The sequence below is a fragment of the Janthinobacterium violaceinigrum genome, from assembly GCF_009208555.1.
In the GTDB taxonomy this organism is placed as follows: Bacteria; Pseudomonadota; Gammaproteobacteria; order Burkholderiales; family Burkholderiaceae_D; genus Janthinobacterium; species Janthinobacterium violaceinigrum.
On the sequence record NZ_WFLI01000065.1, the window covers coordinates 1 to 13,114 of the forward strand.

General features: G+C 64.4%; 11 protein-coding genes, 1 pseudogene and 1 riboswitch. Of the genes and pseudogenes, 6 read left to right on the forward strand and 6 right to left on the reverse strand.

All coding sequences use genetic code 11. From position 1 onward, the window contains the following. The 5 genes from GCN75_RS28070 to GCN75_RS28090 all read right to left on the reverse strand — a co-directional run. A partial coding sequence (locus GCN75_RS28070) for a nitroreductase family protein (RefSeq protein ID WP_152285278.1) occupies positions 1–1,073 on the reverse strand: 1,073 nt, incomplete at its 3' end. After that, positions 1,074–1,943 (reverse strand): ThiF family adenylyltransferase, encoded by an 870-nt coding sequence (locus GCN75_RS28075; protein WP_152285279.1) that lies wholly within the window; start codon positions 1,941–1,943, stop codon positions 1,074–1,076. Positions 1,944–2,029: 86 nt separating this feature from the next. Continuing rightward, on the reverse strand, positions 2,030–3,589 hold the full coding sequence (locus GCN75_RS28080) for a methyl-accepting chemotaxis protein (protein WP_152285280.1): 1,560 nt from the start codon (positions 3,587–3,589) through the stop codon (positions 2,030–2,032). Positions 3,590–3,733: 144 nt separating this feature from the next. Then, a complete protein-coding gene (locus GCN75_RS28085) occupies positions 3,734–3,931 on the reverse strand; it encodes a hypothetical protein (protein WP_152259580.1) in 198 nt (65 codons plus the stop codon). Positions 3,932–4,025: 94 nt separating this feature from the next. Next, positions 4,026–6,869 carry a M16 family metallopeptidase gene (locus GCN75_RS28090; RefSeq protein ID WP_152285281.1) on the reverse strand — a complete coding sequence of 948 codons (2,844 nt, stop codon included), beginning with the start codon at positions 6,867–6,869 and terminating at the stop codon, positions 4,026–4,028. Positions 6,870–7,054: 185 nt separating this feature from the next. Further along, positions 7,055–7,205: riboswitch (FMN riboswitch) on the forward strand. A 94-nt stretch (positions 7,206–7,299) separates the two neighbouring features. Here GCN75_RS28090 and ribB point away from each other — a divergent pair. Continuing rightward, positions 7,300–7,947, forward strand: coding sequence for a 3,4-dihydroxy-2-butanone-4-phosphate synthase (gene ribB, locus GCN75_RS28095; RefSeq protein ID WP_152259582.1), 648 nt, complete (start codon positions 7,300–7,302; stop codon positions 7,945–7,947). Between the two features lie 7 nt (positions 7,948–7,954). On the opposite strand, the gene GCN75_RS28100 is transcribed toward ribB, so the two are convergent. After that, positions 7,955–9,325: an MFS transporter gene (locus tag GCN75_RS28100; RefSeq protein WP_152285282.1), complete on the reverse strand. Its 1,371-nt coding sequence runs from the start codon at positions 9,323–9,325 to the stop codon at positions 7,955–7,957. Between the two features lie 120 nt (positions 9,326–9,445). On the opposite strand from GCN75_RS28100, the gene GCN75_RS28105 reads away from it, so the two are divergent. The 5 genes and pseudogenes from GCN75_RS28105 to GCN75_RS28125 form a co-directional block, all read left to right on the forward strand. Beyond that, the gene (locus GCN75_RS28105; RefSeq protein ID WP_152285283.1) at positions 9,446–10,327 is read left to right on the forward strand and encodes a LysR family transcriptional regulator; all 882 of its coding nucleotides are present in this window, start codon (positions 9,446–9,448) and stop codon (positions 10,325–10,327) included. A 121-nt stretch (positions 10,328–10,448) separates the two neighbouring features. Further along, positions 10,449–10,772, forward strand: coding sequence for a hypothetical protein (locus GCN75_RS28110; RefSeq protein WP_152285284.1), 324 nt, complete (start codon positions 10,449–10,451; stop codon positions 10,770–10,772). Between the two features lie 52 nt (positions 10,773–10,824). Then, complete coding sequence (locus tag GCN75_RS28115; RefSeq protein WP_152285286.1) at positions 10,825–11,640, forward strand: MlaE family ABC transporter permease; 816 nt, start codon at positions 10,825–10,827, stop codon at positions 11,638–11,640. A 58-nt stretch (positions 11,641–11,698) separates the two neighbouring features. Continuing rightward, the gene (locus GCN75_RS28120; RefSeq protein ID WP_152285285.1) at positions 11,699–12,709 is read left to right on the forward strand and encodes an MlaD family protein; all 1,011 of its coding nucleotides are present in this window, start codon (positions 11,699–11,701) and stop codon (positions 12,707–12,709) included. Next, a pseudogene (locus tag GCN75_RS28125) lies at positions 12,706–13,114 on the forward strand (hypothetical protein); the annotation flags it as partial. The gene GCN75_RS28120 and the pseudogene GCN75_RS28125, both read left to right, overlap by 4 nt.

Consider the following 13,114-nt stretch of genomic DNA (forward strand, 5'->3'; position numbering starts at 1 on the left):
AAGTCGGCCAGCGGCCGGCGCAGCGAGCGCGCGCTGGCCGCCGGGCCGGCGCCTATGCGCCCGAGAAACACGGCCCGCTCCAGCGCCGTGGCGCCCAGCACGGCCTGGCATTGCACGGCCAGCTCCTGCGCCCGCTCCTGCAAGCCATCGGTGCGCGAAAAAATCCGCCGTTCGCGCACATAGCGGGCAAAGATCAGCGGCGTCAGTTCCGGCTGCAATTGCAGGCCCAGCTGCGTGGCCGTCAGCCAGAAGCGCTGCATGGCGCGGCCGGCCGCCACGTAATCGTCGATGTGGCGCGGCGAGGCATCGGCCAGCAGCGCGAAGTGCGCGGCGCAATACAGGCCCGGCAGCAAGTCCATCTGCAGGCGCGGCGCGACGGTGCCCGCCAGCCAGGTATTGAAAAAATCCACGCGGCGCCAGCTGTGCATGACCCAGCGCATGAGGCGCGCCGTCATCGGGTCGACGCCCAGCGCCTGCTCCGGGATGCGGTCGCTGCTGTAGCGCGCGCCCCACTCGATGACGTCGCGGTGCACCTTGTGCGCTTCGGGCATGGTCAGGCGCAGCCTCGCATTGCCGAACATCAGGCGCGCGCAAACGAGGCGCGCGCGCCAGCCTTCGAACCACTGCACGCTGTAGCCAGGCGGCAAACTGGCGGCCAGCGCCGCCTTTTCGCTGGCGCGCAAGCGGCGCGTGCTGAGCCGGCGCCGCTGCACGCTGCGCTGCGGCAAGTAGGCCGCCAGCGGATCGGGCGGCATGCCGGGACTGTCGACCAGGCGCACGTCAAACGTGGGCAAGGTGTCGGGCATGGACAGGCGCCGGCGCGCTTCCATGCGCAAGCCGTGGCTGCTGGCCGCCAGTGCCATGCTTTCGAGCAAGGCGCCCAGCGACAACTGGCTGGGATGGCCATCGAGGTCGTACACGCAATGGCTGCGCGTATCGAAGCCATGCACGACGACATGGCGCGGCGCCACGACTTCAAAGCGCCACGGCTGCGTGTTGTCGCCGCTGGGCGCCCAGCGCGCCTGGTCGAGGATGTTTTCCAGCATGGGATCGATCTGCAGTGCTTGTGCCATTTATGCCCCCTGCGCGGCGCGGCGCCGCTTGATGATGGCCATCGTCAGGCGCTGCAGCGGATGGCGGTTGCCGCCGGGACGCCAGGTATGCACGAGCTTGTTGCGGTAGGCATCGAAATGCATGCCGTGCGGTGCCGCCATCACCTTGCCGCGTTTTAACAGAATTTTCAACGCTTCCGTGGCGGCCGCACCCGCGCACAGCTGGCAGCCCATGATGGTCGACGGCCCGCGCCGCTCCTTCAGGTTGATGGCGGACGGGTCGACCAGGTAGGGGCCGTGCAAGCCGGCCGGCGCCAGCCCGACGAGAAAACGCAGGGCTTTTTCTTCCTCGGGCAAATCGCCCCAGCCAAAATAGTCTTCGAACGTCATGCCGCCCGGCATAAAGCTGAGCACGGCCGTGCCCATGCCCAGCGGCGCGGCCGTGATGGCGGGAATGCCCAGCCGCGCGCAGGTGGCAAACGTGGCCTGGCGCGCGGGAAAGGCAAAGAAATCGAGGCCATCCACATACAGGTCGATGCCGGCAAAAAACTCGGCCAGGTTGCTGTCGTGTATGCCGTCAGAAAATTGCTTGATCTCAAGCTCGGGATTGATATCGCGCGCCATCTGCGCCAGCACGGCCACCTTGGGCTGGCCCAGGGTGGACATCATGGCGCCCGCCTGGCGGTTGAAATTGGCGATATCGAAGGTGTCGAAATCGGCGATGTGGAACGCGCCGATGCCCAGCCGGGCCAGGGTCAGCAAGTGCACGCCGCCCACGCCGCCCATGCCGGCGATGGCCACGCGCTTGCCACGCAAGCTGTCCTGCTCGCCTTGCGTGACCCAGCCCAGGTTGCGGGCAAAGGCCGCGTGATAGGAAAAACCATCTGTCATGCTCACCTCTTCTGTGCATCCATTGCGGACCAAGAAATTTGGACAGGTGAGCCTGGCGTAAGTTCCCGCCATGACAGAAAAAAACGTCAGCGCGCCAGGCGCCGCAGTGCCGCTGCCGGCGCAGCTGTGCCCACCTTGAACACGCTGACGATCTGCGCCAGTCCGGCCGCCTGCTCGTTCATGGCCTGGGCCGCCGCCGACGCCTGCTCCACCAGGGCCGAGTTTTGCTGCGTCATGTTATCCATCTCGACGATGGCCTGGTTGATCTGCTCGATGCCGGCGCTCTGCTCGGCGCTGGCCGAGGAAATCTCGGCCACGATATCGGTCACGTGCTGTACGCTGGAGACGACTTTTTCCATCGTCTCGCCCGCCAGCGCCACCAGTTTTTCACCGGCGCCCACCTGTTCGGCGGAACTGTCGATCAATTGCTTGATCTCTTTCGCGGCGGCGGCCGAGCGCTGAGCCAGGTTGCGAACCTCGCTGGCGACGACGGCAAAGCCGCGGCCCTGCTCGCCCGCGCGCGCCGCTTCCACGGCCGCATTCAAGGCCAGGATATTCGTCTGGAAAGCGATGCCGTCAATGACGGCGATGATGTCGCCGATCTTTTTCGACGAGGCGTTGATGGCGCCCATGGTATCGACCACCTGGCTCACCACGCCGCCTGCCTGCGTCGCCACTTGCGAGGCGGAAATAGCCAGCTGGTTGGCCTGGCGCGCATTGTCCGCATTCTGGCGCACGGTGGAAGTCATCTCTTCCATCGTCGAGGCCGTTTCTTCCAGCGATCCCGCCTGCTGCTCCGTGCGCGCCGACAAATCGTGGTTGCCGGAAGCGATCTCACCGGAGGCCGTGGAAATGGCATCGGCATCGTTGCGCACCTGGCTCACCAGGTGTGCGAGGTTGTCGCGCATGGCCTTGATCGCCATCAACAGGCTATCCGTGTCGCCGGGGCGCGTATCGATGTGCGTGGTCAGGTCGCCCTTGGCAATCTGCGCCACGATGGCTGCCGCATAGTCGGGTTCGCCGCCCAGCTGGCCCAGGATACGGCGCAGCATCAGGGCCGCCAAGGCACCTACCACCAGCATCAGCGCGCCGCCGATGGCCAGCAGCACGCCCGCCTGGGCCCAGAACTTGTGGTTGATGTCATCGATGTAGGTGCCCGTGCCGATCAGCCAGTCCCACGGCGCAAATTTCACCACCGCATACATCTTCGCCACGGGGTCCTTCACGCCGGGGCGCGTACCGTCCGCCTGCACCAGGCCGATGCGGCTGTTGGCCAGGGCCGCGCGGTAGCGGTCGCCCGACTGCTTCATGTTCTTTTGCGGCGTGCCGATGCGTGCGGGATTCGGATGCACGTACAGCAAGTCCGTGCTGAAATCGCGCACAAAGTAATACATCTCGTCCTTGACGAAGCTGCCGATGGCCAGCTTGGCCTGCTGCTGCGCCTGCTCACGCGTAAGCTTGCCCGACTGTTCCAGCGCATACGCCTTTTCCACCGACGCGTTGGCCAGTTCCACCAGCACCGTCAATTGCTCCACCCTTTCCGCCATCATGGTCTGGCGCAGCGAATACAGGGAGAAAGAAGCGATGAGGACGATGCCCAGCAAGGTGCTGAAACACAGGAGGAGAATGCGCGAACGGAGAGTCATGGGAGCCTGGGTAAAGAATAAAATGTGGAATTATAAACAATTTCCATATGGAAATCTTTTCAGAAAAGCAAAGCGGGCGGCGCTACCAGGCTGATGCCCGGCAGGCACCGCCCGCATATGTCTTGCTGAAGTCTGACTGACAGGTCAGGCCAAGGCTTCCTTGGCCGCCTCTTCCGGCGTCAAGCCGTCGTAGAACTGGTCGGTGAACCACTCGACCTGCTCTTCGATGTGCTCCTGCGCCTGCGCCACGGTGGCGCCGCCCGCCACGAGGAAGCCTTCGACCTCGATACACCAGTTGATCAATTCCAGGGTTTCCGGATCGAGCTCTTCTTTCTTAGCCATCGTGCATTCCTTACTTGTTAAATTGCGATTACCTCAATCAGCAGCAGTTTAACAGCTTCGCCACACTGCCGCCCATGCACTTCAACAATGGAGATTACTTTACTGCAACGTTTTTACGTTCCGGATACAAGACCACCTGTACATAATTGCGCATGTCCAGGTAGCGCTGCGCTGCCAGCTTGACGGCCTGCGGCGTGATGGCGCGCACCTGCTGCTCGTAGCGCAGGAGGTGCGCGGGATCGCGTCCCTGGGTCACCGATGCCATCAACAGGTTCATCCAGTAGCGGTTTTCGCGCAGCGACTTCTGCTGGCGCGTGATCCAATTCAGCTTGACCTTCTCCAGGTCGGCCACCGATGGTCCGTCCGTCTTCATCTTGCTGATTTCGGCAAAGGCGGCAGCGATCACCTTGTCCACGTTTTCCGGTCCCGTCGGCAAGTTCAGCGCCACCGAGTAATGGCCATACGGATGCTGGCCCATGGACGTCTCGAAGCCGCCGCCGTAGATCATGCTCATCTTTTCGCGCAGCACTTCGATCACTTTCAGGTTCAGCACCTCGCCCAGCGCCTGCAGGGTCAGCTTCTGCTCGTCCGAATACGCCACGTCGCCATTGAAGGTGATGGAAATCGTGCTCTTGGGCTCGCTGCCCATGTAGATATCCTTCTTGACCACCCCGCTGACGGGACGCATGCCCACGTCGCGGTAGGCGTGCGCCACCTCGGCCACGGGCAAGGTGCCCAGGTAGCTGGCGATCAGCGGCTTGATCTTGTCGAGCTCGAAGCTGCCCGCAAAGATGAAGGTCATGTCGCGTGCGCTGGAAAAGCGCTGGCGGAAGATGTCCAGCGAGCGGTCCAGGCCCACCTTGTCGAAGTCGGCCGCGCGCGGCACGCCATCGACGCGCGGGTTGTCGCCAAACATGGCGTGCTGGATGGCATCGTAGAACACGGCTTCCGGCTGCGCCATGCTGTTTTTCGCCAGGTCCTGCTGCTTGCCGATGAAGGACTGGTACAGGCCCGCATCCTTGCGCACGTCATGGAAATACAGGTACACCAGTTGCAGCATGGCTTCCACGTCGGCGCTGCTGGCCGAGCCGCCAAAACCTTCGCTCAGCTCGCCCAGCGAAGCGCCCACATTGACCGTTTTACCTGCCAGCACTTTTTCCAGGTCCAGCGGCGCCAGATCCTTCAAGCCCATGCTGCCGACGACGGCGCTGGCATAGCGGGCGTTATAGATGTCGGCATCGCCAAACAGCGACTGGCCGCCGAAGCGGGTCGAGCCCATCAGCACCTGGTCATTCTTGAAGTCCGTGGGCTTGAGCAGCACGCGCACGCCATTGCCCAGGGTCAGCTCCGTCACGCCGATGGCGCTATTGAACTTTTCAGCGACGATGCTGCCGCCCGCCGGCGGGCCATCCATCAGCTTACTGGCAAGCACTTTTTCCGTGCGCGGCTCGACTTTCTGCTGCTCGGCTCGCGCCACGGCATCGAGCAATTGCTGCTGCGTCGGCACGGTCGAGACCGTGTCGCCCGCTTTCGGCTCGGCGCCCATGAAGACCACCAGTTTCTTTTGCTGGTCCGGGATGACCTTGGCCACCGTCTCATTGATTTCCTGCAAGGTCACCTGCGGCAAGAGTTCCTGCGCGTACAGCAATTCATTGGCGATGCCGGGAATGGCTTCCTGCTCCAGGAAGTTGCGCGAATACTCGGCCACGAAACCGGCCGAATCGGACTTGTCGCGTTCGCTGTACGCACGCTCATAATTGCGCAGCATGTTCTTGCGCGCGCGGTCCAGCTCATCCTGGCTGAAACCGAAACGGCGCGCCCGCTCGTCTTCCAGCACCAGCGCGTCGACAGCCGGCTGCACGCCGCCCTTGCCCAGCAAGGCATACGCGCTGAACGATTCATAGCCGCGCACCAGCTTGCCCATGCTGCTGCCGCCCTGGATGAACGGCGGGTTCGCCTGCTGCGTCAATTCCTGCATGCGCGCGCTGAGCATCTGGCCATACAGGTTTTCGATCATCTGGCGGCGGTAATCGGCAATCGTGACGGGCTCCTGCGCGGCACGGATCGGGTAGCGGATGAAGACGGTGTCGTCCGGCGCTTCCTTGTCCGTGATTACCAGCGCTTCCGTTTGCGAGCGCTGCGGCACTTCCGCATACAGGCGGGGACGCGGTTGCGTGGGATTCTTCAGCTTGCCGAAATGCTGCTGGATCAGTTTTTCAGCCTGTTTCGGCTCCACGTCGCCCACCACCATCACGGCCATCAGGTCGGGCCGGTACCAATCCTTGTAGAAACGCTTGATGGCTTCCGGCTTGAACGTTTTCAGCACAGACTCCTTGCCGATCGGCATGCGTTCCGCATAGCGCGAACCGTTCAGCAGCTTCGGATACAGGACCTTGTTCATGCGGTCGCTGGCGCCCTTGCCCAGCCGCGCCTCTTCCAGCACGATGCCGCGCTCGCTGTTGATGTCGGCCGGATTGAATTTCAAGCCGTGCGCCCAGTCTTCCAGCACGAGGAAACCCTTTTCCAGGTTTTCCTTCTTGTTCGTGGGAATCGGCAGCACGTACACGGTTTCATCGAAACTCGTGTAGGCATTCAAGTCGGCGCCGAACTTCACACCGATCGATTGCAAATAGGAAATTAGCTGATTGCGCTTGAAATGCGTGGAGCCATTGAAGGCCATATGTTCCGTGAAATGGGCCAGGCCTTGCTGGTCGTCATCTTCCAGGATGGAACCGGCTTTCACCACCAGGCGCAGTTCCACTTTCTGCGCGGGACGGGCATTTTTCTTGATGTAATAGGTCAAGCCGTTCGGCAATTTGCCGACGGTAACTTCTGGTGCCAGCGGCAGGGGATCGGTCAAACGGATTTCCGCCTGGGCCATGCAGGCGCACGCCAGCAAGACGGCGCCCGAAATCAGGCGTAATTTACTCAGCTTCATGTATTCTCAACGGTAAGATTCAGTAAACGTACCTTACACTGAAATCGTCTTTCCGCCATTAAAAACAGCTTAGGAAAAACTGCTTTTCCCAGGCAACTTTGCCGAATAGCAAACTCAACTGTACCCTGCCGCATTTTTTCATTTGTGCTAAAGTATTGCCGCCGATCATGTGGATCGGCACAACAATACGTCTTCGGGGCGGGGTGCGATTCCCCACCGGCGGTAAGACCGGCAACGGTCAAGCCCGCGAGCGCCTGTCAAACTTCGTTTGGCAGGGTCAGCAGATCTGGTGCGACTCCAGAGCCGACGGTATAGTCCGGATGAAAGAAGATGTGCAGTAGTGTGATGTCCCGTCGCCCCGGCGATGCGGCCAGTTGCGTCTATTCGCTTGCCCTGCAGCGTTTTTCGCCTATGCGAGGAGCGTTTCACCATGTTAGTCAACAGCTATACCCTGCTTTCCAACGACCTTGAAGGTCGCATCCAGTCCGCCCTGGCCGCCATGCGCGCCGGCATCCCCGTCATCCTGCTCGACGATTTCGACCGCGAAAACGAAGCCGACCTGATCCTGTCGGCGGAAAAACTCACGAACGAAACCATGGCCCTGCTGATCCGCGAATGCAGCGGCATCGTCTGCCTGTGCCTGCCCACGGACGTCGTCAGTGCGCTGGAATTGCCGCCCATGTCGTCCGACAACGGCAGCCGCTACGGCACGCCATTTACCGTCTCCATCGAAGCGCGCGACGGCGTCACCACGGGCGTATCGGCCGCCGACCGCGTGACCACCATCCGCGCCGCCATCGCCAAGGATGCCAAGCCCGCCGACCTGGTGCGCCCGGGCCACGTCTTCCCCCTGCGCGCCGCGCCCGGCGGCGTGCTCGAGCGCCGTGGCCACACGGAAGGCTCCGTCGACCTGTCGCGCATGGCGGGCCTGAACCCGGCCGCCGTGCTGTGCGAGCTGATGAATCCGGACGGCACCATGATGCGCGGCGACGATATCGAGCGCTTTGCCGAACTGCACGGCATGCCCATTCTGACCATCGAAGAACTGGTGGAATGGCGCAGCACGCGCGGACAGTAAGCCCTCTTCAGGCGGCCGCGGCCTTCGCCACATGCACGTGGCGGTAGACGAGGCCCGCCGCCAGGCCATACGCGGCGGCAATCGTCGCGTAGGCCAGCGGCAGGCGCAGCGACCAGTCGGGCACCATGTGCAGGATGCTGCCGATCAGGGCCACGCCCACCAGCGCGCCGATCTGCCGGTTCGCATTCAGGGCCGCTGCCGCGCTGTTCGCATGCTGCTTGCCGGCCACCCGCATCACGGTGGCCGTCATGGCGGGAATGGCGATGCCGATGGCCACGTTCATGATGGCCGTGCCCAGCGCCAGCAGGGAATATGGCGTGCCGGGACGCAGTCCCGTCAGCAGCAGGGCCATGACGGCGCCCACCAGCAAGCCGGCCAGCATGGGCCAGCGCGTGCCATGCCGCACCGCAATACTTCCCGCCATGAAATTTCCCACAGTATAGGCCGCCATCATGGGCAGCAGGCGCAAGCCCGACTGCAGGGCATCGGCGCCGCCCGACTGCTGCAGGAACAGGCTCAACAAGAACAGCTGGCCGAACACGCAGAAATTGATCAAGAAACCCACGCCATTGGCCGCGCCGAAGCTGCTGCTGTGAAACAGCGCGCGCGGCAGCAGCGGATGGCTGCCGCTGCGCTCGCGCCGCAGCAGTTGCACGGCCGACAGCACCGTCAGCGCCCCTGCCGCCAGCACGCCGGGCGACAGCCAGCCCAGCACGGGACCTTCGATCAGCACGAAACTGAGGCCCGCCAGCGCCGCCACGCCCAACGCATGGCTGAACATGGATAAATCGCGCGGTTGGCGCGCCGGCGCGGCCAGCAGCAGCTGCGCCATCACGATGGCCAGCACGCCCAGCGGCACGTTGACCCAGAACACGCTGCGCCAGCCGAACTGGTGCACGAGGATGCCGCCGATCAATGGACCGGACGCGCCGGCCACGCCCACCAGCGCCGACCAGGCGCCCAGCATGCGCGTACGCTCGCGCTCGTCTTCAAAGCTGTGCGTGAGCAAGCTGAGCGAACTGGGCATGAACAGGGCCGCACCGGCGCCCTGCAGCAGGCGCGCGGCCGTGAGGAAATGCCCGTCGGGCGCGGCGCCGCACAGGATAGAGCCGACGATGAAGATACCCAAGCCACCCTGGTACACGGCTTTCGGGCCGAAACGGTCGGCCAGCGCGCCGCCGGCCAGCAGCAGCGCGGCAAACGTCAGGGTGTAGCCGTCGACCACCCAGACCAGGCCCGTCAGCGGTATGGCCAGGTCCAGCGCGATATCGGACAGCGCCACGTTGACGGCCGTGACGTCGAGCATGGCCATGACGAAGCCGAAGGCCAGGGTCAGCAGGATCAGGCCGCTGGCGCGGCGGGGAGCGGTGGGAAGCATGATTTTTCCTTGCAAAGGCAGCGGGGCAGCCATTATGGGAGCGTTGCACAATGCAGTAAACAGGCATAAACTCGGCACTCCGATGCAAAAATGCATCATGAAACCGAATAGGGAATTACCTTGGACTGGGATAACGCGCGCATCTTTCTGGCCATCGGCCGGGCCGGCACTCTGCGCGGCGCGGCCGCCCTGCTGTGCATCGACCAGGCCACGTGCGGGCGCCGCCTGGCCGCGCTCGAAGCGTCGCTGGGCGCCACCCTGTTCCTGCGCACGCCGTCCGGCTACGTGCCCACGCCGGCCGGCGAGCTGGCCTTGACTGCGGCCGAAGCGATGGAACGGGCGGCAGACAAGCTGCAGCGCGAGATGCAGGGTGTCGACAACCGTTTAAGCGGCCTGGTGCGCGTGGCCACCACGGACACCATGGCCAGCCATTTCGTCATCCGCGCCATGCAGCGGCTGCACGCGGCCCACCCCGACATCCGCATCGTGCTCAACGTGGCGCCCGCGCTGGCCAGCCTGACGCGGCGCGAAGCGGACCTGGCCGTACGCGGCGTGCGTCCCACCGACCCGGACCTGATCTCGCGCCACCTCGTCAAGCGCAGCCTGGGCCTGTATGCGTCGCGCGCCTACCTGGCCGAACGGGGCGAGCCCGTGCGCGGCACGGCGCTGGCCGGCCACGACATCGTCATCTACCACCATTCCGTGACGCCCCGCCACGGCGAGAAGATCGCCGGCGAGCCCGTCGCCAACGCGCGCGTCGCCATGGAAGTCAATTCGGCGGCCATGCTGCAGGAAGCCACGCGCGCGGGCCTGGGCGTGGCCGAGCTGGCCACCCACCTGGCCGATATCGACCCACAGCTGGTGCGCATCTGGCCAGAGCGGGCGGAACCGTACGACGTGTGGCTGGTCATGCATGCGGACCTGAACCGCTCGGCCCGCGTGCGGGCGGCGGCCGACGCGATTATCGCCAGCGTGGCCAGTGCGGACAGCACGGTGCGCTAACCGCGCATAATAATTCTCAAAAGAAACTTTCTTTTTGATAAGTCTGGTAAAATTCGCAACCCCGCCGGGCAAAGCCACCGCCACGCCGCTGCGGGTTCCCTCAAACCATTGGAGAATTTTTATGCTTATCTGGCAAGGCTTCGGCATACTCGGCCCCCTTATCTGTCTGATCGTCGTCGTGGCCGCGCAAGCGCTGTTTGGCGCCGCCCTGGGCGAGGAATACACGAAGAGCCACGCATGGACCCTGGCCCTGGCCTTCCTGCTGGCAGCGGCCGCCAGCTGGTTTGCGGGCGTGCGCCTGAACAATGCGCCCGGACGCGAACTGATCGACCCGGCCACACAGGAACGCGTGACCCTGCGCACGCGCCACACCCTGTTCTGGATCCCGATGCAGTACATCGCCGTGCTGATGGTGGTGATGGCCGGCTTCGCCCTGTTTGAATAGGCGCGCGCACGCCTGACGTGCCCGGCGGGCGGGCAGATGTTAAGATGCCATGATGACCCTATCCGTCTCCCTCATCATCGGTCTGCGCCGCCTGCACCGCGCCACCATGGCCTGGCTGGTCAGCTGGTGGCGCATGCTGCATTTCGCCATCCTCGTGTTTTCGCTGGCCCTGTCGCCCTCGAGCTATAACCGCGACAACCGCCCCATCCTCGCCCACCGCCTGGTGACGAACACGGCGCCCAACCTCGTGTGGTTCAGCGTGGCTTGCGCGCTGGTCAGCCTGGTGCTGATCCGCATCGTCGTCGTCAGCGCGCAAAGCTACGGCCTGTCGCGCTACGCGCTGGAAATGGTGGTGCGCGTGCTGGTGCTGGAACTGATCCCCCTGACGGCCGCCCTGTTCGTGGCCCTGCGCCTGACCCTGCCCGACGGTATTGCGTTTGCGCAAATGCGCTCTTCCGGCATGCTCGACACCATGCAGCGCCAGGGCGTCGACCTGCTGCGCCGCGAATACTTTCCACGCGTCATGTCCGGCATCTTTGCCGTGTGGATGCTGGCCGTCGTCAGCTGCGTCACCTCGCTGATCCTCGCCTACCTCACCATCTACGGTTTTACCCCGTGGGCGCTGCAAGGCTATACGCGCGTGGTGGGGCAGATCTTCAATCCCGCCGTGGCACTGATCCTGATGCTCAAGGTCATCTTCTTCAGCTTTGCCGTGGCCCTGATTCCGCTCGCCTCCTCGTACTATCCGGAAGAGGCGCACGGCCGGCGCAACCGCCTGTGGGCCGCGCACGGCCTGTCCGAAATGCTGCGCCTGTTTTCCGTCATCCTGCTGATCGAAGTGGCTTCGCTGATGGGCAATTACTACTGATGCCCCGCGCCCGCCACCGCCAGCGATCCCCGAACCACCCATACGAGAGCCAGAAGCCATGAGCCAGCCACCGAATCCCGACCAAACCGACGTCACGGCACCGGACGCCGTCTTGCCCGCACCGCCGCCCGTGCGCCACGCGGAACTGAAGGCAGCCATCCTGCTCGTCTTCATGTTCGTGCTGGTGGTCGGCTCCGTCGTCTACCTGATGTATGCGCGCGGCGCCTTCGAAGCCACGCAGACGCTGGTGCTGACGACCGACGATTCGGATGGCGTGGGCGTGGGCGCCGACCTGACCTTTTCCGGCTTTCCCATCGGCCGCGTGCAGCGCATCGAGCTGGCGCCGGACGGCAAGGCCAGGGTCATCGTCGACGTACCGCGCAAGGATGCGCACTGGCTGCGCAGCAGCTCCATCTTCACCCTGGAACGGGGCATCGTGGGCGGCGCCAAGCTGCGCGCCTACAGCGGCATCCTGACGGACCCGCCGCTGCCCGACGACGCCACGCGCGACTTGCTGGTGGGCGACATGGCGGCGGAAATCCCCCGTTTGCTGGCCGCCGCGAAAGATTTGCTGAACAATGTGGCCAGCCTGACGGGCAGCGACTCCGCCCTCGACGGCACCCTGCGCAATGTGCAGGCCGTGACCGGCAAGCTGAGCGGTCCGGGCGGCGCCATGGGCTTGCTGACGGGCGACGACAAGCAGTCGCGCCTGCTGGTCGAGCGGGCCAACACCCTGCTGGCCACGGCGGACCAGCTGGCGCGCCGCACGGATGGCCTGGTGGCCAATGCCGACACGCGCGTCTTCGGCGACAAAGGCGTGATGACGGATGCGCAGGCCACCATCGTGCAGCTGAACGCCCTGCTGGCCGACACGCGCGCCAGCCTGAAGAAAGTCGACGCCGTGCTGGTCGAGGCGCAAGCCGTGGGCGCCAACGCCAGGGCGGCGACGGCCGACCTGGGCCCGCTGCGCGCGGACGTGGAAAGCAATCTGCGCAAGGTCGAGCAACTGGTCAATGAAATCAACCGCAAATGGCCGTTCAAGCGCAATCCGGAGATCAAACTGCCATGAAACTATCCCGCCCCGCCCTCGTTGCGCTGTTATCCGCCGTGCTCGCCGCCTGTTCCAGCGGCCCGCCCGTGCCGGACTGGAAAATGAATGCGCAAAGCTCCGTCGAACGTTTTCAAGCGGCGTATTTGAGCGGCAACGCCCTGGTCGAACAGACGGAATTCCGGCGCGCCCGCAGCCAGGTGGCCGGCACGGGCAAGCTCGACCTCGTGGCGCGCATCGAGCTGCTGCGCTGCGCCACGCGCGTGGCCAGCCTGGCCTTCGAGGACTGCGCCGGCTTTGACGCCCTGCAGGCCGATGCGACGGCGGCCGACCGCGCCTATGCGGCCTGGCTGGCCGGCAAGGGGCAAGCGGCCGACGTTACCCTGTTGCCGGAAGCGCAGCGCGCGGCCGCCGGCGCCAGCTCGG

Bases quoted from the DNA above. Each gene is read 5' to 3' on its own strand.
- GCN75_RS28100 (WP_152285282.1), bottom strand. From the start codon at position 9,325: ATGCTTCCCACCGCTCCCCGCCGCGCCAGCGGCCTGATCCTGCTGACC.
- GCN75_RS28115 (WP_152285286.1), top strand. From the start codon at position 10,825: ATGACCCTATCCGTCTCCCTCATCATCGGTCTGCGCCGCCTGCACCGC.
- GCN75_RS28090 (WP_152285281.1), bottom strand. From the start codon at position 6,869: ATGAAGCTGAGTAAATTACGCCTGATTTCGGGCGCCGTCTTGCTGGCG.
- GCN75_RS28110 (WP_152285284.1), top strand. From the start codon at position 10,449: ATGCTTATCTGGCAAGGCTTCGGCATACTCGGCCCCCTTATCTGTCTG.
- GCN75_RS28075 (WP_152285279.1), bottom strand. From the start codon at position 1,943: ATGACAGATGGTTTTTCCTATCACGCGGCCTTTGCCCGCAACCTGGGC.
- GCN75_RS28120 (WP_152285285.1), top strand. From the start codon at position 11,699: ATGAGCCAGCCACCGAATCCCGACCAAACCGACGTCACGGCACCGGAC.
- GCN75_RS28085 (WP_152259580.1), bottom strand. From the start codon at position 3,931: ATGGCTAAGAAAGAAGAGCTCGATCCGGAAACCCTGGAATTGATCAAC.
- ribB (WP_152259582.1), top strand. From the start codon at position 7,300: ATGTTAGTCAACAGCTATACCCTGCTTTCCAACGACCTTGAAGGTCGC.
- GCN75_RS28080 (WP_152285280.1), bottom strand. From the start codon at position 3,589: ATGACTCTCCGTTCGCGCATTCTCCTCCTGTGTTTCAGCACCTTGCTG.